This window comes from Algibacter mikhailovii (assembly GCF_014651495.1).
Classification (GTDB): Bacteria; Bacteroidota; Bacteroidia; order Flavobacteriales; family Flavobacteriaceae; genus Algibacter_E; species Algibacter_E mikhailovii.
On sequence record NZ_BMWZ01000004.1, the window covers coordinates 14,955 to 37,271 of the forward strand.

Consider the following 22,317-nt stretch of genomic DNA (forward strand, 5'->3'; position numbering starts at 1 on the left):
AATCTATTTCACTCAAAATAACTTTCAAACCAGGAGTATATTTGAATAGAAATAAAAAGCACAATATAAAAAGTCAATTTAAAAGAGAGCCTTAACTCTATAACACAAGAGATAAAATAGTAAGTTTTTCATATGGTTAGTTTGGTTAGTTTAAAAACCGCTCTGTTATCTCAAAAAACAGAGCGGTTTTTTATTAAAGTATTGTTATCATTTATTATAATTACACCTCTTTTGTCCTAACTCAACCTAATCACTTTTGCACAAACCATACGAATTCATTAACTTGATGATATATGAAACAAAACACTGTAATATCAAGTTATTTCAAATGCACCTTTTTAGCTTTAAGTATTTTACTAGCTTCGTGTAAACGAAATTTCAATACCTTAAAAGAGCAGCCCAATACCTATGCCCTTTCAACAGAACAAGATTTAAGAAATAGTACGTATAGTAAAAAGATTGATAGCTTTTATGAAGGTGGCAAATCAGGTTTTTTCAATGGCGCTGATAATGTACCTATATACTATAAAATTTTTGAGCAGGCCAATACGGAAAAAGCTATAGTTATAGCCTCTGGTAGAACGGAAGCTGCCATAAAATATAAAGAACTCATTTTTGATCTTTATAAAAACGGGTATTCCATATACATTCATGATCACCGGGGACAAGGTCTATCTGGAAGAATGACCGAAGATCTACAAATGGGCTATATTGACTCGTTTCAATTTTATGTTGACGATATGAAGTTATTCTATAATCAATATGTCAAACATAATAACTATTCCAAAATCTACCTCCTAGCCCACTCGATGGGTGGAGCAATAGGCATGACCTATTTGGAACAATTCCCTAATGATTTTGATGCAGCAGCCTTTTCTTCACCCATGTTAGGTTTAATGCCGCCCATATGTGGTATTGTAAAAATACTTAACACAGATAAACCTAAATATGCCATAGGCGAATCGGCTTATAAGGATGATAAAACCTTGTTTGAAGGTAATACGCTAACAACTTCAGAAATACGATATGATAGAATGGTTGACGCTTTTGCTAAAGTACCGCAAGCCGCCCTTGGCGGTGCCACCTACCAATGGGTATATAAATCCTGTCAGCAATTTAAATACCTATTTAGTAATATTGAAAAAATTAAAACCCCGTTTATAATTTTTTCGGCAGAACATGAGAAAATCGTCTATCCCTATGCCCATCAAGAGTTTATAACTGAAGCAAAAAAACTAGGTAAAAATTGTTTAGCCTATGAAATTGAAAATGCGAATCACGAGTTATTCATAGAAAAAGATGAACCGCGCATTGAGACCATCAATGAAACTTTGAACTTTTATTCCAAGTATTAAAGTTAGGGTTAGACTCTATGTCATTTTCCTTGGCTATGGCAATCCTGTGAAATAGAAAGCCTTCATCAAATACCAACAGAAGTTTAAATTGATATAGACCAACGCCTAATAACTATTGGAATCTATTATAAGTCAATTGTTAAAGTAAGATTTTTATCTCGTAGCTCGAACTTGGCATTTTTCCATTTTGGAGGCCCCATAAAACCTCTCGCATTGTTAGAACAGCCGTAAGACTCATTTGGAATACCAAAACTATTTGTATCCAATTGACCATTATCATTTTCGTCATGAAAAACAGAAATAGCATATGTACCAACAGGTACATTTTTAAAAATAGTGCTACTGGTATTTTTCGATATTAGTTCGATTTCGCCTCTAACCTCTTTTTTCAAAAAATCATCTTCATTATCATGTAATCCAAAAAACATTTTTCCCTTATCACTCTCAGCATTTTTAACTATAACTTTAATATCAAAAGTTTTTGCTTCCTGCTTTTCATTGAGTGCTACTAAAAACATAAATAACACTGTAATTTTAATAAATAAATTCATAGTTTTTGTTGTAGTTTTCTACAAGGATAAAAGTAATTAAATTATTGGTAAAACGGCATAAACTTGAATATTGCATTCATAAAAAGACGCATTACTTCTACTCATGGCATTAATGCAATAACATCGAATTTATTTGTCAATTTTAAAGCGTTTCAATTTTTACTTGCCCATGTAAACTTTTGTAAAATCAATTCATTTAAGTTGCACAAAAATCAACTAATCAATTCACATACAACACATTGAATTCCTTGTCTAATCAAAACTAAGTCAAAAAGACAACCATTCCCTGGTTTCGTTTAGCTGGTCAAAAACCATTCATCTACAGTAAAGCGCGTTTTAACTACACTTCAAGGTGCATCAACTAATTTTACCTCTGCTTACCACTTATCAGTAGTAAATTAGCTGTATGATAAAAAGAAATGATTAGAAAAGTAAAAATATTTAAAAAGAACGCCTAAAATTAATAAGGGATTAATTTTAGAAAGTTTGGTTGGTTTGTTAGTTTGAAATTGCTCAGTATTCTTAAATACTGAGCTTTTTTTTTAGTAAAGTTTTCTACCCTGAACAAGTCACCTAATAGCATCATAATATTTCGTTCATCTAGAAGTAAACTATTGACTTCCAAGTCCAAAATCTGTAAATTAGCAGGACTTGCATTAAATAAAACATATTATGTCCTATATAGATTATTACAAAGTTCTAGGTATTAATAAAACAGCCTCAGAAACTGATATCAAAAAAGCCTATCGTAAGTTGGCGCGTAAATATCATCCAGACGTTAATCCCAATGACTTGGAAGCTGAAAAAAAATTCAAAGAAATTAACGAGGCCAATGAGGTGCTTAGTAATAAAGAAAATCGAGCCAAGTATGATGAATATGGCAAGGACTGGCAACATGCTGAAGCCTTTGAAGCAGCAAAAAAACAACAGCAGAAACAGGGCGCTTATCAACGCAGATATTCTGGTCATGGTAAGTATTCAAACACTGAAGATGATTTCTCTGATTTTTTTAGTTCCATGTTTGGTGGATCTGGTTTTCAAGGCGGTCAAAAAAATGTGCAATACCGAGGTCAAGACTATAATGCGGAGCTCCAATTGTCAATTCAAGATATTTACGAATCCCATAAACGTACCTTAACTATAAATGGCAAAAATATCCGACTCACCATTCCCGCCGGCGTGCATGACGGGCAAATAATTAAAATAAAAGGATATGGTGGTGAAGGAGTTAATGGCGGACCTAAAGGCAATTTACATATTAAATTTAGTATCCTTAATAATACCAAGTTCAAACGTGATGGAGACAACCTCCACACTACCGCTAATCTTGATCTTTATACGGCAGTTCTAGGCGGTGAATTAATTAAAGATACCTTTATGGGCAAGGTGAAACTTAAGGTGAAACCGGGAACGCAAAATGGCGCTCAAGTAAAATTAAAAGGTAAAGGGTTTCCCAAATATAAAAAGGAAGGGCAATTTGGAGATTTATTTATAAGCTATCAAATAGATATCCCAACAAATCTTAGCACTAAGGAACAAGAACTATTTGAAGAACTTTCTAAATTAAGATAATCATGGCAGATAACGATTTTATACCCATTAGCACACTGTGTAACCACTACACCATTGAAGTCTCATTTTTCAAGCAATTACAGGACGCTGGCCTAGTTGAGATTCAATATGTCGAAAAAACCCAATGCTTGCATCAAAATAATTTAGCAACTTTTGAAAAGATTATACGAATTCATAAGGAATTGCAAGTAAACATTGAAGGTATTGATGTTGTTCTTAATTTATTAGAGCGTGTAGAAATACTTAACAATGAACTCCAGCTCGTAAAAACAAGGCTCGGTCTCTATGAATAAAAAGAGCATTTAAGCAGTTTCTTAGTTAAAAATAGTTGATTAACACTTTAGGTCGCTTCACCTAAGGATATTGACGTTTGAACATATTTCCGTCAAACAAAACAATCTATAGCCTGTATATTTGAATAGAAATAAGAACAAATAATAGCATAAACACACTATTTATAGCGGGCTATTTACAAATCAAGAAGTAAAGTTTTTTTCATATAGTTAGTTTGGTTAGTTTGAAACCGCTCAATCCTCCCCAAGATAGAGCGGTTTTCTTTATATTTAAACAAGCTATAGATTTCTGGAATAACATTATTCGGTTTCGGCCAATATCTTGTCAAGCTTTTTTATTAATTCTTCCCTGTTATACTTATAAGCCTGGTTTTCATTAAGCTGCACCATCTCACGAAGGATTTGAGTAATAGTCCAGTTGGCTTCATTCTCATTAGGAACAACCATGTATCTGCGCTTAGGGTTACTTGAAAAGAGTGCCTTTTCTACAGCGTCAGCAACTTCCTTTGGATCCTTGTATCGACTTCTATCGGCACCATATGATGTTATTAGACTCTCAAATTCCTCTTTATATAAGGAATTCTCAAAACTAATATCTTTTGATTTCATTCTTTTAACTAACGATTCAACTATTTTAGAATTATAATTACCTGGTTCAATGGCACTAACTTGAACATCAAACTTTTCCATCTCTACTGCTAATGCATCTGTAAAGGCCTCCATGGCATGCTTACTCATACTATAAGGACCAAAAAACCTCCCGGCTAATATGCCAGAAATTGAACTTATTGTAGTAATTCGCCCCTTAGACTCAATTATTAAAGGTGCAAATGCTTTAGTTATACGGTAAGGTCCATATATATTAACATTAAAAATAAAATCTAAATCCTCTTCCTTGACTTCAATTAAAGGGGAAAAAATAGCAACCCCCGCATTGTTAACTAGTCCGTAAAGTCCTCGACCCTCTTTTTTAACAATGTCCACGGCAGCATTGATTTCACTCCAATTATTGACATCAAGCTTAATGGCTTGCACATTATCCATGGTATTTAGTCTATCTAAATCGGCTTGTTTTCTAGCTCCTGCGTAAACAAAATAGCCTTTAGCTGAAAGTTCTTCTGTAATTTTTAACCCTATACCACTACTAGCGCCTGTGACCAAAACAGCCTTTTGTTCAGTTTCAGATTGTTGGGCATAACTGGTAACCACAACAAACAAAGAACATAAAATAAAATAACAAAATCTGCGTACAAATAATTCCATAAAAGATTGATTTTAATGTTAGTATGAAATAAAATTAATGAATTAATTGAATAAATATCATAGTTTCTACTTTATTTCAAAATTCTATTGACAGTTCACTTAGGTTTAAGGTCATTTCAGGGTTAACTAAGGTCACTTGGGTACTTTTGCTACAATCTAACTCTGAGTATACCATTATCTTTGGGTAAACAAAAGAATAAGTAGTTAGTTTAAAAATAACGTTTCGAGTACTTAGCTCGTTAAACATAAGATAATAGTAAGTTTTTTTCATATGGTTAGTTTGGTTAGTTAGAAACCGCTTAACAATCTCAAAACGTTAAGCGGTTTTTTTAGTTAATATCTTTTCTTTACCTTCAATTAAGATAACACACAAAGCTTTATAAAATATACCGCTACATAACAATCCCCCTTAGTACACAATAAATTGAAACATTAATTATGGGACTCTTAAATAAATTAATAGGAAACGCCAGTGAAGTTTCTTCTGAAAAGTTGAATAAAAAATATGGTCGTCTTTTAATTGAACATGAAAATATTGAATTAGGCTTTAAACTTGTGCGTGATACATTTATGTTCACCAATAAAAGACTGATATTAATTGACGTGCAGGGCTTAACAGGAAGTAAAGTTGAATACAAATCCTTGCCTTATAAAAACATATCTAGATTCTCCTTAGAAACAGCCGGAACATTTGATTTGGAGGCCGAATTAAAAATTTGGGTTTCAAGTGAAAACGCACCTTCAGTGAGTAAGAAGTTTAATAAAAGTATTGACGTCTATGAAGTACAGAAATACTTAGCTGGAAAAATAATGTAAAAAGTGATCAAAGCTTTTACATTAATAGCACTATTTAAATTGGCTTTTTACCACCACTTAGAATTCTAAACCTATGCTCTTTTGCTATGTATTTACTAAATTAGAGGCTAAGAATTAAAATCTAATGGCTTAATGCATCTAAAATTCATCAGAAAATTAATTTTGGCTCTATCAGGTCTTTTTCTCTGCCTGTTCTTAATTGTTCATCTTTCAGCAAATTGCCTTTTAATATTTCCAGAAGCTACAGCTAGAGTTTTATACAACACCTACTCCACGACATTAAGAGAAAGCACTTTTATTAAGGTGATCTCATATTTTTTATACGCATCCATTATACTCCATGTGTGGTACGCCCTATTAACAACAATAAGCAATCGAAAATCTAAACCTCAAAAATATGTTGTTAATCGTACTAATGAAAACAGCACTTGGTCTTCTCAAAATATGGGATTAATTGGAATACTAATTTTACTTTTTATTGTTGTTCATTTAGCAAATTTCTGGGCAAGAATAAAGCTTGGTTTGGGTGAAGAAGTTTTATTAGATAAACATGGCAATAAAGACGTTTATGAAGTAACGTATAGCCTATTTCAGAATTTCTATTTTGTGATTTTCTATTCACTACTGGCATTTCCTCTGGGTTTACATTTACACCATGGGTTAAAAAGTGCTTTCAAAACTTTGGGCTTCTATCATAAAAAAGGCTTAGAACTTTTAGCCAAAGTATCCTTAATCTATGCCTTAATAATTAGTGTTGGTTTTGGTCTCATACCAATAATTGTTTATTTCAAATAACTGCAAAAAGATGACATTAGATTCAAAAATTCCAGAAGGAAAACTCGAAGATAAATGGTCCAACTACCAACTTAATTCTCAACTAATAAATCCTGCAAACAAGAAAAAACTCAACATCATCGTTGTTGGCTCAGGATTAGCTGGTGCCGGAGCAGCATCTACCCTCGCTGAATTGGGATATGATGTGCAGTGCTTTTGTTATCAAGATTCTGCCAGAAGGGCGCATTCTGTGGCTGCTCAAGGAGGCATTAATGCGGCAAAGAACTATCAACATGATGGGGATAGTGTTTATCGTATGTTTTATGATACTTTAAAAGGAGGTGATTTTAGATCACGTGAAGCCAACACCTATCGACTAGCACAATTATCGGCCCCACTAATCGATCATTTTGTGCAACAAGGCGTTCCTTTTGCTAGAGAATATGGTGGAACCTTAGTCAATCGTAGTTTTGGTGGGGTACAGGTACAACGTACTTTTTACGCACGAGGTCAAACAGGTCAACAATTACTGTTAGCAGCCTACTCCCAATTATACAAAATGGTAAGGGCTAAGAAAGTCAAAATGTATCCACGTCACGAAATGCTTGACTTAGTTGTTATTGAAGGAAAAGCAAAAGGAATTATAACAAGAGACTTGGTTACTGGTGAATTAAAACGATTTGCAGCTGATGCGGTCGTACTTGCTACAGGTGGCTATTCTCGTGTCTTTAGATTATCAACATTAGCCGTAGGCTGTAATGGAAGTGCCATATGGAAAGCCCATAAAAAAGGAGCATTTTTTGCAGCACCTAGCTTTACTCAAATACACCCAACCGCCCTACCGCAAACAAGTGAAGCGCAATCAAAGCTCACTTTAATGTCAGAATCACTACGTAATGACGGCCGTATATGGGTTCCAAAACAAAAAGGAGACCCTCGAAAAGCGAATGATATTCCGGAGGAGGACCGTGATTATTATTTAGAAAGGCGCTACCCAAGTTTTGGAAATTTAGCCCCGAGAGATATTGCATCACGTGCGGCAAAAGAGCGCATAGATGCTGGTTATGGTTGCGGTAAACTAAACAACGCCGTTTATTTAGATTTTAAAACTGCCATAGACAAATTGGGATTAGAAACCATAAAAGACCGCTATGGCAACCTTTTTTCAATGTATCAAAAAATCACCGGTATTGATGCCTATAAAGAACCAATGCAGATTTCTCCTGCCGCTCATTTTTCTATGGGGGGACTTTGGGTAGACTATGAATTGATGACAAGTATTCCTGGGTTATATGCCATAGGAGAGTGCAATTTCTCAGATCATGGGGCAAACCGTTTAGGCGCGAATTCATTATTGCAGGCTAGTATTGATGGCTATTTTATACTACCCAATACCATCAATAATTACTTGGCCTCCGAAATGAAAGTAGATCGACCTGACACCTCCCATCCTGAGTTTGAAAAATCGGAACTTGAGACCTCCCAACATATAGATAAATTACTAGCGATAAATGGCTCAAAAACGGTAGGCCATTTTCATAGAGTACTTGGTAAAGTGATGTGGCAAGAATGTGCTATGAGCAGAAACAGGTCTGGCCTAGAAAAAGCGATCGTACAAATCAAAGCAATACGGGATCAATTTTGGTCTGATGTCAAAATTACAGGTGGCAAAGATGAACTTAATACAGAACTAGAAAAGGCCCTACGCTTGGCTGATTTCATAGAACTAGGCATTCTGATGTGTATGGATGCCTTAGAACGAGAAGAATCATGTGGCGCCCATTTTAGAGAAGAATTCCAAACCGAAGACGGCGAAGCGGTTAGGAAAGATCAAAATTTCTCCTATGTTTCTGCCTGGGAATTTGAAAAAGGCAACTTTAAATTACACAAGGAAGAATTATTCTTTGAATTTGTTAAACCTTCAATACGAAGCTACAAGTAGGATATTATGAAAATAAAATTCAAAATCTGGAGACAGGAAGGTCCTGAAGATAAAGGCGCCATTAAAGAGTATACTGTAAATGACCTGACTGAGGAAATGTCATTCTTAGAAGCTTTGGATCATCTTAATGAACAGCTCGTACTAAAGAACGAGGAGGTCATCGCTTTTGAGCATGATTGCAGAGAAGGTATTTGTGGGCAATGCGGCGTATTTATTAATGGTCGGGCTCATGGCCCCATCAACAATATTACTACATGCCAATTGCATATGCGCAGTTTTAATGATGGCGATACCATATTTGTAGAACCCTGGAGAGCAAAGTCCTTTCCGGTTATTAAAGACCTCATTGTAGATCGCAGTGCTTTTGATCGCATTATTGAACATGGTGCTTTCATCAGTACCAATACAGGTTCTGCACCTGAGGCAAATGCCCTTCCCATTCCTAAAGCCGTGGCAGAAAGCGCTATGGATGCAGCGTCATGCATTGGTTGTGGTGCATGCGTAGCTACCTGCAAAAATTCATCTGCAGCCTTATTTACCTCTGCAAAAATTAATCATTTAAATAACTTACCTCAAGGCAAAGCAGAAGAGCATAAACGGGTAGAAGAAATGACCGCACAGATGGACATAGAAGGATTCGGCAGCTGTACCTTCACAGGGGCCTGCGAAGTAGAGTGCCCAGAAAACATTTCAATTGTGAATATTGCTGAAATGCATGCTAGATTAATGAAAGCAAAAATTTTGGGATGAGCCAAACATCATTAATGAAGTCTTTGACGAACAAATTTTATAAATAAAACCACACATATGATGTATGGTTTTTTTTATTGTTTTCTAAAATTATCTTGAATAATTAGGAGATTCTTTGGTGATGGTCACATCATGGGGATGACTCTCGTTAATACCACTAGCGGTTATCTTAACAAACTGCCCTGTCTCCTTTAAAGTTTCAATATCTTTAGCACCACAGTATCCCATACCAGCCCTTAAACCGCCAATAAACTGATGTATACTTTCAAATAAATCACCTTTATAGGGCACACGTCCAACAATACCTTCTGGTACCAATTTCTTTATATCATCCTCAACATCTTGGAAATAACGATCTTTACTCCCTTGTTTCATAGCTTCAACAGATCCCATTCCGCGATAAGACTTGAATTTTCTACCCTCGTAAATAATAGTCTCTCCCGGTGACTCCTTTGTTCCTGCCAAAAGTGACCCTAACATTACCGTATCTGCTCCAGCAGCAATAGCTTTTGGAATATCACCAGTATAGCGAATACCACCATCAGCAATAACCGGTACACCTGTACCCTTAATTGCTGCAGATACTTCTAATACCGCTGAAAACTGGGGAAAACCAACACCCGCAACCACACGCGTAGTACAGATAGATCCTGGACCTATACCTACTTTTACGGCATCTGCCCCAGCTTCTACCAAATATTTAGCCGCTGCTCCCGTAGCTATATTTCCTACAATCACATCTAAACCAGAGAATTTAGATTTTATTTCTTTTAAAACACTAACCACACCTTTTGTGTGCCCATGTGCCGTATCAATGACAACAGCATCTACACCAGCTTTTACCAAAGCTTCTGCTCGATCAACAGCATCTCCTGTAACACCAATAGCAGCAGCTACTCGTAAGCGTCCATACTGGTCTTTGTTAGCATTTGGTTTTTGACTTAGTTTTGTTATGTCTCTAAAGGTTATTAATCCAGACAATTTAAATGTATCATCAACAATTAATAACTTTTCTATTTTATGATTTTGTAAAATAATTTCTGCGTCTTGTAATGAAGTTCCAACCGCAGCAGTTACCAGGTTTTCACTAGTCATAACCTCGGTAATTGGTCTTTTATTTTCATGCTCAAATCGTAAGTCACGATTGGTCACTATACCTTTTAAAGTACCATCTTCATCAACAATAGGAATACCACCAATACCATACTCAGACATGTATTTCTTAGCATGTTTCACTTTTGCGGTTAGCGGTAAAGTAACAGGGTCGATAATCATACCACTCTCTGCACGCTTCACCTTTCTTACTTTCATGGCCTGCGCCTCAATGGTCATATTTTTATGTAACACACCAATACCACCTTCTTGCGCCATAGCAATAGCCATTTTGCTTTCTGTAACCGTATCCATTGCAGCGGAAATAATAGGTACGTTAATAGAAATATTTTTGGTGAATTTGGTTTTAATACTAACTTCTCTTGGTAAAACTTCTGAAAAAGCCGGAACTAATAGAACGTCATCGTAGGTTAAACCTTCTCCTACTATTTTGTTTTGATGTGCAGTCATATTGCAATTACGTTTATAATTGCGTGCAAATATACAATTTAATTACGGATTTTAATCCTTAAATTCTGTTAAGAAATTAAGGGTGTTAGCTAATACAGAAGTAAAACAATTATCTATTCTATATTATATGACTCCCTCGCCTTTTTTGCCCAAGCTAATAGGGCTTCCGTTTCAGATGCTGTCATGCTGCCATGTAGCCAAGTATAAGAATCTAAAGGCATTTTCCCTTCTTCAACCTCTTCTATTAATTCCTCAAGTTTATGGTCTTTCTTTTTAAGGCTATAAGAACTCCATTTAGATACATTAAAATGTTTAACACCATCTTCCACATGATCGTTTATCCAATAAGAAACTGGTGCTATTTCTGAATACCAAGGATACGCTGTTTTATCACTGTGGCAATCATAACAATTGGCTTCTAAAATGGCAACTATTTCAGCGCTTGGCTTTGTCTCATCTTCAAAAGCAGTCACATTTCTTGTAGCTGCATTATTTTGGTCTGGTCTGTAAAATTGTATTAATACTAATGCGATTAATAACCCAACGAGTACTTTCTTAACTATTTTCATTTTTATTATATTTTAATTTCAAGTGTGGCATACCAATTTCTCGGTGCCGATGGTATAATTCCTGGTCCAGGATATCCGGTGGCCCGACGTGTAAAGTAACTATTATCTAAAACATTGTTAACTCCTGTTTCTAATTTAAACCGTTTATATGTGTAGGATAATGAAATATCCAAAATATCATAAGCTGGAATTTCTCCAATGATACCTTCTCTTAATCCTCCAGGCGTATCCTTTTGAGAATTAAAGGCGTCTGTGAATTGATCAGACAAATACGTATACTGAATACTACCCAACAAATCTTTATAACCAAAATGTAGGGTTGTCTTCAAATTAATATCTGGGATAAACTCAACTTTATTCCCTGTAATACCATTTACCTTTGAATTGGTATACTCAGAGTCTATATAGGCTAAATTTAACCCGAGATTTAACTTATAGTTAGAATTGCCGCCTATGGCATCCATGACATTCCAATCTATAAAACTTTCCAAACCATAAATAAGGGCATCTCCAGCATTAGTTCTAACCCAATTTGCACGGTCATCAAGTACGTTACCAATTCTTCCATTATAGTTTACCATAAAAACACCTACATCATATGAAAAAGCATTTTTATAACGGCCTCTCAACCCAACGTCTACCGTAAACCCTTCCTCATCTGTGATATTGGGATCTATAATAAATGTAGGACTAACAGTTCTTATATCACTAAATGTTACCGATCTATAGTTTTGAGAAATATTGCCATATAACTCTAGAAAATCATTAGGTTTATAACTTGTTCCTACTCCCAATAGCACAAAGGCTCTATCAAAAACACGGTTGTCATCAAAAGCTTCGGAAGATATTAAATTATTTGCATTATCATAATTCTTTTGATAATAAACCCCATCGCTCTCTGTTTTAATTTGTTCAAATCTAAATCCAGGTGTCACAGAAAACGTTTCTGAAAATCTAAAAATATTCTCGCCGAAAACAGCAAAATTTCTATTTGGATACTTAAAATCTGATTCATTGGGGTACTCTGGGAAATCATTATTATAGATGGTGAAATCTGCATTTGTTCCCTTGTTACCTGCTCCTTGTAGACTTGCATTATTAGCATGATAATATTTTGTACCGACTAGCAATGCTGATTCTTGGTTCAAAAAATTATATTTGGTTAGCAATCTAGCTTCAGCACCCCAGTTTTTAAAAGTACCCTCTATGACATCTCTATTATAAAAAAATGTACCATCATTGTTTTGAATATCCTCAGTAACAATAGGGTTTTTATTTAACCCGGTTGGATAAGGATCTCCTCTAAAGCCTACGGCTTTTCTGGACGCATCTAAGCCAAAAAAGTTAAACGTAAAATTAGTTTTTTCACTAAACTCATGTTTAAATTTTAAATTGTAAAGCAACCAATTAACTTCAAACCAGTTTCTAGTTCTATTACTTTGCAAAGGATCCTGCTCAAACATGGTATCCGTTAACCCTCCTGCTTGCTGCGCTAGGTAATTTAGATAAGTGATTTCTCCTTCCAACTTAGTATTATCACTAAATTGATATCCTAAATGTGCAAATACATTTTTAGATTCAAATTCGGAATTCGGGCGAAAACCATCACCTTTCTTATAATTAAAAAACGTATAATAACTAAACTTGTCTTTGGTTCCACTCAAACTAGTAAAATTAGTGTACAAACCAAAACTACCCAGCGTATTCCGTGTCACAAACTCAACAGGTTTATTAGGGTTAGGGGATTTCATTTTGAAATTAATTAATCCTCCAAATTGCGTTCCGTATTGTAAGGAAGCCGCGCCTCTAATAATTTGAATTTGCTCTATACCTTCAGAAGCCGGCGTGTAATAACTTTCAGGGTAACCCAATACATCAGCACTAATGTCATATCCGTTTTGCCTAGTATTAAAGTTTGAAGTTCTGTTTGGGTCTAAACCTCTACCTCCTATATTAAGCTGTAAGCCGGCGTCATCATTTTGATAAATATTCAGGCCGGTTACCTGACTATAGATTTGTCTGGCATTATTTGACGCTAAATTAGCCATAGATTGTTCTACCAAAACCACTTCTGTTTTTTTTCCGGCATAAATTGCAGTCCCTTCTATGTCTTTTAAACGTTGTAATTCGAATAATTTCCGTTTTCTAGCTGTGATTTCAACTTCACTTAATTGCGTAGTTAAATCTTGTAAAACAACACTCAAATTTTCGCTATTTGAAGCCTCTATAAGCATTTCCTTTACCTCGTATTCAAAAGAGAAAAATATTAAGGTTAATCTTTCCTTTGAAGTTAAAAATTCAAATTCACCATTGGCGTTAGTAGTTGTTATTAGCCCAGATGTTTTATCATAAATATTCACTTCGGCTACCGGTGTATTATTCCCAGCGAATAATACAACCCCACTCACCTTATTCTGTGCATAAAGTATTACGCCAAACAATAGCGCAAAAACAAGTTTACAATCCTTTAATTTCATCATTAAATGGTAATATCCAATCTTTCGATTTTAGTGATTCCTTTTGTTGGTACAAATCAACCTTATCATCTATATAGGGCTGACTCAACCTTCCGTTAAGCGCTACAAAACTTTCAACATAAACCTGAATATTTTGATGTCCCTGTCCTTTAAAATGATTCCCCAGATAATGGGCGTATTCCAAAATAAAATCGGGTTGAAAGCTCATTTGCTTCTCTTGAAAATCTGTTAAAAAGTCACTATTTTCTACATAAAAATAATCTCCTGTTTCGCCGTCTACAATTTTGAATGTCGCTATCCCCATTTTCTCCATAAGCATCACGCGCCATGAAAACCGAAACCCTTCTTCTGTCCAAAATAATTCTCCAGGATATAAGACATACCTAAAAGGGAATAATAGTTGCCAAGTAAAAAACAAGGTAAAAAGCATGATAACAGGCTTTCTGAACTTATATGTATAATATGCCTTATAATGGATACCTACCTTTGCGGTTATGCTACCCAATACTTTTTTAATCGCATTAATGATATTTTTATGCAATCCGGAATCAAAAAATATTAAAGTAGAAACAATCATAATGAATGGAAACATTCCAATAGGGAATAGTACTCTAGTAAAAATGTGAAAAAAGAGCACCATTACAAAGGCAAATAACCGTGTTCGTTTGTATAATAAAAGAAATGGTATGGCTAAGTCATAGAGCATTCCACACCAACTCATAGCAAAATGAAACCAATCTTGATGCATCAGTGAGTTTCCTATTAAAGGTAAATCATATTTTGAGGGTAACCATATTTTTAAGGGCATAGCACGAAATAACCAATCACTATTAATTTTTGCCAATCCAGCGTAAAAATAAACGATTCCTAATAAAAGCTTCACTGCATCGATGGTCCAATTAGGTATATTTTCATAGGATGTCCCTCTTTTAATATTGTCAATGGAAAAATGAGCATTTGCCGGTAAAAAAATCATAACAAAACTCAATAAACTTATAAAATAGTAATGGTTAAGATAGGTGGTTTTATCCATTAATTCAATATAGGTAAAACTGAGAAAAAAAGTAATGATGGCCAATCTATATTTATAACCAGCAGCTACCATTAAGGACGACAGACCACATATTATAAATAAGAGGTATGTATAATTACCTAAAGGTTTTACCCATTCAAACCCAAAATAAGAAAAGTGAAATTTTGGCTGAATATACAGGGTATCTATCCACCCATGATAAGCAAACCTAATCATTCCATAACACATCATAATACCAAAAAACATTCTAAATACTGCAAGGGGCGCAGCACTAGTTTGCCTATTTAAATATGTTGCTATACTAGAAATCATAAACACAAAAAAAGGTTGTCATGAAGACAACCTAATTGTTAATTTTATTTTTGCTTAATCGCCATCGGCATCCACATAATCCACACTAATATTGAATGCCTGAAGCATATCTACTTTTAATAGAACTACTATTTTTTGAAGGGCATCATAAGCCTGTGTCATTTTTGTATTATCCGTATTTACTTGATCATAAAAACTATCATTCAATACTTGTAGTTTAGCATCGGCCTCAACAAATCGTGTATTGAGGGTTGACACTAAATCTTCTCTTTTTAAAAATTCTAAATAGGTTTTAAAACTTTCACCTTTCGCATTCGTTAAATACGCTTCACCTTGAAACAATTGCTCTGCAGCCTTTAGCGCTTCAAGCGATAAAGTTTTCGAATATACGTCGCTATAAAGTCCTTCTACCTTTTCAGGAAGTGGAGTTGCAGAAAAATTCCCTGCTGGAATCCCAATTTTATTTGCACGTAAGCCTTTTTCAAAATAGAATACATAATCATTAGTAAACTTATTTAAGGCACTGGTTGCCGTATTATCGGTTGAATTCACAAATTCGTCGCGGTAGGTTGTATTCCAATCGCTCAACACAATAGATGTTAAAGATTTCATTTGATCTACCAAGTCTGATAGGTATGTTGCGTATTTTGCATCAGCATATTTTGTAAGAATAGCTGCGTCATCAACATCTACACCAAAAAGCATATAATCTAATGCGGGAAAACCTACAGCATCATTGTTGTTAGGATGCTCTAAATCATAAGAACCAGAAGCTACATTGGCCTCAATATCTTGAGTTGACGTTGGATACACGTTCATTTGAAAAGCATAAGTTATCGCTTCAGCTTTACCTATATTGAACATTTCTACATATTGCCACACTTTGTAAGCCTCTAACCAAGCAGTTCTTACTTCACCCAAATTAACTTGATTAGGTGCAGCAATAAAAGTGTTTTTAGAAGACTTTAAAGCCTCTAGCTTAGCATCAAGATCTTGAAAGGCTGGAATAATAATGTTATCGGCCATATTTATCAATAGAGCTCCTCTATTATACCCATCACCATTATTACCTCCTCCGGGATTATCATCTGAAGAACTACATGCCACCATGCAGCAGATAACAAATACTGACCAAAACACTTTTCTTAATGTAAACATATCCTTTTTAAAATATTTGCAAAAGTACTAAAAAGTAGCCTTTGAGTGGTTACACTCAAAAACTACTTTTTTATAAATTAATAATTTCTAATTTTATTCTTTAGCTTCATCAACTGTAAAATCAAATTGTGCTGCAATTGCTGCTGCGATAACATCTAATGTTTCTGGAGCAACATCCCAGAATCCATTATTTGTCATTAATGTTGTAATAAAAGCATCTACTTCAGACTTTGTAAAATATGGGTCGTTTGAATTCGGCTTTCTTGTAAACTGTAAACTGTAAACAAAACCAAAACCTTCTGACAAATCATGAAATGCAGCTGCTGGATCAGTAGTCAAACTCCCTTTTCCTTGTTGTAAATAATAAACGGCTCGTACTCCGATAACTTCTGATATTAGCTCTCTAATAATTTCGGCTTGCTCATCTCTTACGTCATAATTCTTGGCTACAATGGCGGCGCGTCCTAATTTGAATGCGTCATATATATCTTGTGCAATGCCCGCAAAGTCGGCATCACCTTCTACTCTTCCTAAATACTTGTTTAGAAAACTATCTGCAGATAAGGTTGGCAATTCTGGGTCAGCTTCAGCTCCATATAAATAACCAAAAGCTTCATCCCACTTATGTTCCATATTTGTATAAACCTTGCCTTCTGCTAAAACACCATTATTATTGTCTTCAACATTAGAACCTGCATCTAAAACTGCAACACTTAAATAATTATTGAGAATTTGATCGGTCATTAAGGCTCCAATTAATCCTTTCGCAAAGGCTTGATTGTACTCTAAGCCTTTGGCATTAATATACCTTGTTGATCCGCCACCGCCTTCTTGGAGTTGACCAGCATTACCAGCAGTAGCGATATTGGCCCAATTAGGGAACACCTCATCTACCTGTAATTTGATCCAAGAATCAAAATCTGCTTTTATTGCATTTGCATCTGTAGTATTTGATGCAAAATAATCAGTTGAAGCAGCTGATTTACTTCTTACATTTTTGTCAGATGCGTTTAAATCTGCATCTGAAAAATCAGAATTACCTGCTTCATGAGCAAACATAGCGTCTAATACCGCTTCTGAATTAGAAGTAACTTTAAAACCAGAAACTAATTCTTCAGCCATTGCGATTCTCGTGGTTTGACCAGAGTAACTCACGGTTGTGCTTCCATTTCTTGTAAAATTATATGTTGCTGGGGCTATTACGTTCTCATTTCCTCCAGTATTATCATCATCACTTGAACATGATTGAAATAAGGCTGAAACTACAAATAGGCTAAGTATTATTTTCTTCATTTTTAACTTGTTTTTTGGCTTTTATTTAGACTTAATATAAATAATAATTTATTTCAGCTGCAAATATAAAACTCATTATTACTTACACAAAGTTTATTTAGATTAAATTTAAATAAACTTTCCTAAATAAATATAAACACCTGAAAAGCATCTATTTAGTAAGAAAAAAATTAATGATAAAATTTGAATATTTTAGACGCTTCGTTATGTGCACTCTCAAAACTTAAGGCATTTAACGAATTACTTTTTTGCGCCGTGAAGTATGATAATAGCTTTTCGGTAGGCATATTACCTGTTAATTCATCCTTAGCCATTGGGCAACCACCAAAACCTTGAATGGCACCATCAAAACGATTACATCCCGCTTTGTAGGCGGCATCAACTTTTTCGTACCAAGTATTAGGGGTTGTATGTAGGTGAGCCCCAAATTCAATTTGAGGATAAAGCGGTATTAAATTTTTAAACAGATAATCTATGGTTTCAGGTGAAGATGTACCAACTGTATCACTTAATGATAATATTTCAACACCCATTTTTGATAATTTTTCAGTCCACTCCCCTACAATATCGACATTCCATGGATCACCATAAGGATTACCAAAGCCCATAGATACGTATACAACTACTTCTTTATTTACCTTTTCTGCAATTTCTAATATCTCAGAAAGTGTAGTTACAGATTGCGCAATGGTTTTATGCGTGTTTCGCATTTGAAAATTTTCAGAAATAGAAAATGGATATCCTAAATAATCAATTTCGGCATGTAAACAAGCATCCCTCGCTCCTCTGGTATTTGCAATAATGGAAAGCAGTTTACTAGATGTCTTACTCAAATCTAAATTCGCCAAAACCTCAGCAGTATCAGCCATTTGAGGAATTGCTTTTGGAGATACAAAACTCCCAAAATCAATAGTGTCAAACCCCACACGTAATAAAGATTGAATATACTGTACCTTCTGCTTGGTTGGTATAAATTCCTTTATACCCTGCATGGCGTCCCTTGGACATTCAATTATTTTTACTGGCTTCTGCATAACATCTATTACAAGGGATAAAAATAATACTAATAATTCAATTTTAGAGTCTCAAGTTAACGCCAACAACCAATAATCACATCCGGAAAGTAAAACATCATTTTTTGTAAGTAGGACAAGCAATGTTCGACCTAATTTCCAAAGCATTCAATATGAAAAAAACTACATTGTATTTCTTAACGACTATATTAACCGTTTTTGCGAGCACATTATCCTACAGTCAATCAACGGCAAATTACACTATAACAGTAACCACTACTTGGAACGCTGCAGATCATGGGAGCATCCTAGATAATAATTTACCAAATGATCCGCATTGGTCTCCGCTGGCCTTTGTTACACATAAGAATGAAAATGAGTTTTTTAGTTTAGGAGACATCGCAAGTCAAGGGGTACAAAATATTGCTGAAACTGGAGGGACCTCAAGTTTTCAAAGTGAAGTAAGTTCAGCAATTGCAGCTAATACGGCTGATCAATACAAACAGGCAGGCTTTAGCCCCCGAGGCGCCATTAGTTCTGCCAGTATAAATAATGTAACCATTAATGAAGCATTTCCTTTAGTTACATTTTTATCTATGGTGGCCCCTAGCCCAGATTGGTTTATTGGGGTGAATAGTGAATCATTAAGATCTGGAAGCACGAGTAACAATGGTTGGAAAGCAACCTACAGCCTAGACCTATTTACGTATGATGCTGGTACAGATGATGGATTAGACTATGCATCTGCTAATGCTGCTAGTAATCCAAAAGTTGGTGTATTTATGATAAACGGTGCCCCGTTGAATGGTCTTAAAATAGCCACCGTTACATTTACATTAAATTCAACCTTGAGTAGTGCTAGTTTTGAAAACACTTCAGGATTTCATGTATTCCCAAATCCTGTTACCACCGGTACGGTTTCTATTTCAAACTTAAAAAACAGTAAGATTGAAACTATTGAAATCTATTCTAAACTTGGTCAATTAGTCAAGCAATATTTAATCGCAGACAAAGATTCTAATCTACAAATAGACGTGTCAGGACTTAACAGGGGAATTTATATACTTAGAATAAACGATGAATTAGGCTTAAGTAAATCTCAAAAATTGATTATTAAATAATTTATGCAGATACTGCCAATAATCCTATAAAACCTACCCTTCATAGGTTTGTCGATTTTATTCTAGCCTTTAACGTTTTTATTATTTAGGGCCTTAGTAATGAGATACATTTGGAGAAATGTTTTGTCCCAAATGAAACTATCTTTTACTAAATATTTTGCAACACTATTCATTCTTCTAATATGGAGTACGAGTTTATTTGCTCAAAATCTAATTGAGAATAATTGCGAAACAGTAACTACTAAGGACAATATTGAGCACCTCAAAAGTTTGCGTTTGGAGATGAAACCCTATGAGCAAGACTTTTATAATAAGCAATATGCTAAATCTTCTAAGTCTGGCAAAACAATTAACAAAATTCCCGTAAAAATACATATCATTAGAAATTCTAATGGCTCTAACGGATTAGACCAATATCAATTAGAAGATGCCATTGAAAATTTAAATAGTATTTATGCTAATGCTAATATGCAATTTTATGTTTTTGAGGAAATAAACTATATCGATGAAACTAATAGTTATGATCATTTTATAAAAGGTGATGAAAAAAACCTACTAGAAACAAATTATGCTGCTGGCATTATTAATATCTATTTTACGAATTATATAGAAAATGCTTCAGAACAAAGTATCTGTGGTTATGGCATTAATCAAGATAATAAGAAGCTTATATTAATGAAAAACAACTGTGCGACAAACAATTCTTCGTTAGCGCACGAAATGGGCCATATTTTCTCTTTAGTTCATACACACGGACCTTCCAGTTCTACCTTAACTACTGAATTGGTTGATGGTAGTAATTGCGATACAGATGGTGATGGAATCTGTGACACCCCTGCCGATCCTAGATTGTCCACTAAAAACACGAATAGTAATTGCGAATATATAGGTGGACTTACTGATGCCAATGGTGATTTATTCAGTCCAGATACTGAAAACATTATGTCATACTCAAGAAAAGCTTGTCGCAGTTATTTCTCAACGCAACAACTAGCGCGGATGTATGCTTTTTTTCAAGCGGATATCAATGGATTTATACAATCTGACAATAACATTGAATTAAACGAAGACTACTCGGTAATAGAACATGATTTAAAAACGATTTCTATTTATCCAAATCCTGTTATTGGCCATAAAATTCAGTTAAAAGATGCCCAAGGATTTAGTTCCCTTACGTTTAAAATTATGAATCTACAGGGCCAAACCCTTTATGGTGGTACGATAAGCAATAGTCAAATTAGTATTGAAAACCTTTCATCTGGTAGCTACATTCTAGTATTAACAAATGCCGACTCCAGAATAATTAAAAGGTTTATAAAGTAAGAGCTTAGGCTTTGAGTAAAGCCTTATTAATTTGTTTAATCAAACTGGGACCTTCATAAATAAATCCAGTATAAATTTGGACTAAATCAGCTCCTGCATTGATCTTTTCAAGTGCATCATCTGCTGAATGAATCCCTCCAACACCTATTATAGGGAAAGCTTTTCCACTTTGTTCTGAGAGGTATTTAATAACCTGAGTACTCTTATCTTTTATAGGTTGCCCACTAAGTCCACCATTACCAATACTTTTAAGTAAATCTTCTGAGGCTTTTAAACCAGATCGATCTATTGATGTATTACTTGCAATAACACCATCTAACTTTGTATCCATGACCAGTTCAATAATTTCATCCAACTGATTAGTATTCAAATCTGGCGCAATTTTTAAAACTATAGGCTTTTCAACATTAAAAGTAGCGTTGGCATTTTGGACAGCACGTATCAACTCTTCCAAATAATCTTTATCCTTTAGCTTGGCATGACTTCCTACGTTTGGACAACTCACATTCAAAACAAAATAATCAACATATGGGTGCAGGGCATTAAAACAAGCTAAGTAATCTTTTGTATAATCTTCTGGCTTGGTATCTGTATTCTTCCCAATATTTCCGCCGATAACCAGTTTTCCTTTATTTTTCTTTAATTTCTCAACCGCTGCCTCTAGGCCTTTGTTATTAAAGCCCATACGGTTAATAATACCCTGATCATCTTTCAATCTAAACAATCGCTTTTTAGGATTTCCTGCCTGACCTTTTGGGGTAACTGTTCCTATTTCAATAAAACCAAAACCAAAATCGGCCAATTCGTTAAAAAGCACGGCATTTTTGTCAAATCCGGCGGCTAATCCCACAGGGTTCTTAAAGGTCAATCCAAAGAGTTTTCTTTCCAGACTTTTATCCTCAAGCACATATAAGCTTCTAAACAAGCCGGATATACCTGGAATCTTTGAGCTAAATTTAATTAATGAAAACGTAAAATGGTGAATTTTTTCAGGATCGAACAAGAAAAATAATGGACGAAGAAATTGTTTATACATCTGTATTATTTGTGCAAAAATAGTCCTTATTTGGGTAATTAAAAAATCAATGTTTTTTTAAGCTCAAAAAAATTATTAATTGTATTTTTAACTCTATCAAAAG

19 protein-coding genes are annotated in these 22,317 nt (G+C 34.7%); 9 read left to right on the forward strand and 10 right to left on the reverse strand.

What is annotated here, in order from left to right:
• Nucleotides 1-293 precede the first annotated feature (293 nt).
• Nucleotides 294-1,355: an alpha/beta fold hydrolase gene (locus tag IE051_RS08770; RefSeq protein ID WP_189360415.1), complete on the forward strand. Its 1,062-nt coding sequence runs from the start codon at nucleotides 294-296 to the stop codon at nucleotides 1,353-1,355.
• Between the two features lie 125 nt (nucleotides 1,356-1,480).
• Here the strand turns inward: IE051_RS08770 and IE051_RS08775 are convergent, their stop codons facing one another.
• A complete protein-coding gene (locus tag IE051_RS08775) occupies nucleotides 1,481-1,906 on the reverse strand; it encodes a DUF2141 domain-containing protein (RefSeq protein WP_189360416.1) in 426 nt (141 codons plus the stop codon).
• A gap of 672 nt (nucleotides 1,907-2,578) precedes the next feature.
• Between IE051_RS08775 and IE051_RS08780 the strand changes: the two genes are divergently transcribed.
• Together IE051_RS08780 and IE051_RS08785 are read left to right on the forward strand one after the other, a co-directional pair.
• Complete coding sequence (locus tag IE051_RS08780; RefSeq protein WP_189360417.1) at nucleotides 2,579-3,478, forward strand: DnaJ C-terminal domain-containing protein; 900 nt, start codon at nucleotides 2,579-2,581, stop codon at nucleotides 3,476-3,478.
• Nucleotides 3,479-3,480: 2 nt separating this feature from the next.
• Entirely contained in the window at nucleotides 3,481-3,771 is a 291-nt protein-coding gene (locus tag IE051_RS08785; protein ID WP_189360418.1) for a chaperone modulator CbpM, read from the forward strand.
• Nucleotides 3,772-4,071: 300 nt separating this feature from the next.
• Here the strand turns inward: IE051_RS08785 and IE051_RS08790 are convergent, their stop codons facing one another.
• Nucleotides 4,072-5,034, reverse strand: a complete 963-nt coding sequence (locus tag IE051_RS08790; RefSeq protein WP_189360419.1) for an SDR family oxidoreductase — start codon at nucleotides 5,032-5,034, stop codon at nucleotides 4,072-4,074.
• Nucleotides 5,035-5,472: 438 nt separating this feature from the next.
• On the opposite strand from IE051_RS08790, the gene IE051_RS08795 reads away from it, so the two are divergent.
• The 4 genes from IE051_RS08795 (at nucleotide 5,473) to IE051_RS08810 (ending at nucleotide 9,316) form a co-directional block, all read left to right on the forward strand.
• Nucleotides 5,473-5,850, forward strand: a complete 378-nt coding sequence (locus tag IE051_RS08795; protein WP_189360420.1) for a PH domain-containing protein — start codon at nucleotides 5,473-5,475, stop codon at nucleotides 5,848-5,850.
• 132 nt (nucleotides 5,851-5,982) lie between these two features.
• Nucleotides 5,983-6,645, forward strand: a complete 663-nt coding sequence (locus tag IE051_RS08800; RefSeq protein WP_189360421.1) for a succinate dehydrogenase cytochrome b subunit — start codon at nucleotides 5,983-5,985, stop codon at nucleotides 6,643-6,645.
• A 10-nt stretch (nucleotides 6,646-6,655) separates the two neighbouring features.
• Nucleotides 6,656-8,566 (forward strand): fumarate reductase/succinate dehydrogenase flavoprotein subunit, encoded by a 1,911-nt coding sequence (locus IE051_RS08805; protein WP_189360422.1) that lies wholly within the window; start codon nucleotides 6,656-6,658, stop codon nucleotides 8,564-8,566.
• Between the two features lie 6 nt (nucleotides 8,567-8,572).
• Nucleotides 8,573-9,316 carry a succinate dehydrogenase/fumarate reductase iron-sulfur subunit gene (locus IE051_RS08810; protein WP_189360423.1) on the forward strand — a complete coding sequence of 248 codons (744 nt, stop codon included), beginning with the start codon at nucleotides 8,573-8,575 and terminating at the stop codon, nucleotides 9,314-9,316.
• A 90-nt stretch (nucleotides 9,317-9,406) separates the two neighbouring features.
• Here the strand turns inward: IE051_RS08810 and guaB are convergent, their stop codons facing one another.
• The 7 genes from guaB to IE051_RS08845 form a co-directional block, all read right to left on the reverse strand.
• Complete coding sequence (gene guaB, locus IE051_RS08815; RefSeq protein ID WP_189360424.1) at nucleotides 9,407-10,879, reverse strand: IMP dehydrogenase; 1,473 nt, start codon at nucleotides 10,877-10,879, stop codon at nucleotides 9,407-9,409.
• A gap of 113 nt (nucleotides 10,880-10,992) precedes the next feature.
• Nucleotides 10,993-11,448 (reverse strand): heme-binding domain-containing protein, encoded by a 456-nt coding sequence (locus IE051_RS08820; RefSeq protein ID WP_189360425.1) that lies wholly within the window; start codon nucleotides 11,446-11,448, stop codon nucleotides 10,993-10,995.
• 5 nt (nucleotides 11,449-11,453) lie between these two features.
• Complete coding sequence (locus IE051_RS08825) at nucleotides 11,454-13,928, reverse strand: TonB-dependent receptor domain-containing protein (protein ID WP_308427713.1); 2,475 nt, start codon at nucleotides 13,926-13,928, stop codon at nucleotides 11,454-11,456.
• Nucleotides 13,906-15,270, reverse strand: coding sequence for an HTTM domain-containing protein (locus IE051_RS08830; protein ID WP_189360426.1), 1,365 nt, complete (start codon nucleotides 15,268-15,270; stop codon nucleotides 13,906-13,908). The genes IE051_RS08825 and IE051_RS08830 overlap by 23 nt, the downstream gene beginning before the upstream one ends.
• Before the next feature lie 54 nt (nucleotides 15,271-15,324).
• Nucleotides 15,325-16,428 (reverse strand): imelysin family protein, encoded by a 1,104-nt coding sequence (locus tag IE051_RS08835; protein ID WP_189360427.1) that lies wholly within the window; start codon nucleotides 16,426-16,428, stop codon nucleotides 15,325-15,327.
• Nucleotides 16,429-16,521: 93 nt separating this feature from the next.
• On the reverse strand, nucleotides 16,522-17,721 hold the full coding sequence (locus IE051_RS08840; protein ID WP_189360428.1) for a DUF4856 domain-containing protein: 1,200 nt from the start codon (nucleotides 17,719-17,721) through the stop codon (nucleotides 16,522-16,524).
• Between the two features lie 170 nt (nucleotides 17,722-17,891).
• Nucleotides 17,892-18,755 carry a hydroxymethylglutaryl-CoA lyase gene (locus tag IE051_RS08845; protein WP_189360429.1) on the reverse strand — a complete coding sequence of 288 codons (864 nt, stop codon included), beginning with the start codon at nucleotides 18,753-18,755 and terminating at the stop codon, nucleotides 17,892-17,894.
• Between the two features lie 152 nt (nucleotides 18,756-18,907).
• On the opposite strand from IE051_RS08845, the gene IE051_RS08850 reads away from it, so the two are divergent.
• Nucleotides 18,908-19,855 (forward strand): T9SS type A sorting domain-containing protein, encoded by a 948-nt coding sequence (locus IE051_RS08850; protein WP_189360430.1) that lies wholly within the window; start codon nucleotides 18,908-18,910, stop codon nucleotides 19,853-19,855.
• 132 nt (nucleotides 19,856-19,987) lie between these two features.
• Nucleotides 19,988-21,178: a zinc-dependent metalloprotease gene (locus IE051_RS08855; protein ID WP_189360431.1), complete on the forward strand. Its 1,191-nt coding sequence runs from the start codon at nucleotides 19,988-19,990 to the stop codon at nucleotides 21,176-21,178.
• A 4-nt stretch (nucleotides 21,179-21,182) separates the two neighbouring features.
• Here IE051_RS08855 and IE051_RS08860 read toward each other — a convergent pair whose 3' ends face one another.
• Entirely contained in the window at nucleotides 21,183-22,214 is a 1,032-nt protein-coding gene (locus IE051_RS08860; RefSeq protein ID WP_189360432.1) for a quinone-dependent dihydroorotate dehydrogenase, read from the reverse strand.
• Nucleotides 22,215-22,317 lie beyond the last annotated feature (103 nt).

What these genes read in the sequence shown, in the direction of transcription:
- IE051_RS08820 (WP_189360425.1), bottom strand. Translation starts at nt 11,448, where the DNA reads ATGAAAATAGTTAAGAAAGTACTCGTTGGGTTATTAATCGCATTAGTA.
- IE051_RS08835 (WP_189360427.1), bottom strand. Translation starts at nt 16,428, where the DNA reads ATGTTTACATTAAGAAAAGTGTTTTGGTCAGTATTTGTTATCTGCTGC.
- guaB (WP_189360424.1), bottom strand. Translation starts at nt 10,879, where the DNA reads ATGACTGCACATCAAAACAAAATAGTAGGAGAAGGTTTAACCTACGAT.
- IE051_RS08845 (WP_189360429.1), bottom strand. Translation starts at nt 18,755, where the DNA reads ATGCAGAAGCCAGTAAAAATAATTGAATGTCCAAGGGACGCCATGCAG.
- IE051_RS08800 (WP_189360421.1), top strand. Translation starts at nt 5,983, where the DNA reads ATGCATCTAAAATTCATCAGAAAATTAATTTTGGCTCTATCAGGTCTT.
- IE051_RS08785 (WP_189360418.1), top strand. Translation starts at nt 3,481, where the DNA reads ATGGCAGATAACGATTTTATACCCATTAGCACACTGTGTAACCACTAC.
- IE051_RS08860 (WP_189360432.1), bottom strand. Translation starts at nt 22,214, where the DNA reads ATGTATAAACAATTTCTTCGTCCATTATTTTTCTTGTTCGATCCTGAA.
- IE051_RS08805 (WP_189360422.1), top strand. Translation starts at nt 6,656, where the DNA reads ATGACATTAGATTCAAAAATTCCAGAAGGAAAACTCGAAGATAAATGG.
- IE051_RS08810 (WP_189360423.1), top strand. Translation starts at nt 8,573, where the DNA reads ATGAAAATAAAATTCAAAATCTGGAGACAGGAAGGTCCTGAAGATAAA.
- IE051_RS08830 (WP_189360426.1), bottom strand. Translation starts at nt 15,270, where the DNA reads ATGATTTCTAGTATAGCAACATATTTAAATAGGCAAACTAGTGCTGCG.
- IE051_RS08795 (WP_189360420.1), top strand. Translation starts at nt 5,473, where the DNA reads ATGGGACTCTTAAATAAATTAATAGGAAACGCCAGTGAAGTTTCTTCT.
- IE051_RS08840 (WP_189360428.1), bottom strand. Translation starts at nt 17,721, where the DNA reads ATGAAGAAAATAATACTTAGCCTATTTGTAGTTTCAGCCTTATTTCAA.
- IE051_RS08775 (WP_189360416.1), bottom strand. Translation starts at nt 1,906, where the DNA reads ATGAATTTATTTATTAAAATTACAGTGTTATTTATGTTTTTAGTAGCA.
- IE051_RS08770 (WP_189360415.1), top strand. Translation starts at nt 294, where the DNA reads ATGAAACAAAACACTGTAATATCAAGTTATTTCAAATGCACCTTTTTA.
- IE051_RS08850 (WP_189360430.1), top strand. Translation starts at nt 18,908, where the DNA reads ATGAAAAAAACTACATTGTATTTCTTAACGACTATATTAACCGTTTTT.
- IE051_RS08825 (WP_308427713.1), bottom strand. Translation starts at nt 13,928, where the DNA reads ATGATGAAATTAAAGGATTGTAAACTTGTTTTTGCGCTATTGTTTGGC.
- IE051_RS08855 (WP_189360431.1), top strand. Translation starts at nt 19,988, where the DNA reads ATGAAACTATCTTTTACTAAATATTTTGCAACACTATTCATTCTTCTA.
- IE051_RS08780 (WP_189360417.1), top strand. Translation starts at nt 2,579, where the DNA reads ATGTCCTATATAGATTATTACAAAGTTCTAGGTATTAATAAAACAGCC.
- IE051_RS08790 (WP_189360419.1), bottom strand. Translation starts at nt 5,034, where the DNA reads ATGGAATTATTTGTACGCAGATTTTGTTATTTTATTTTATGTTCTTTG.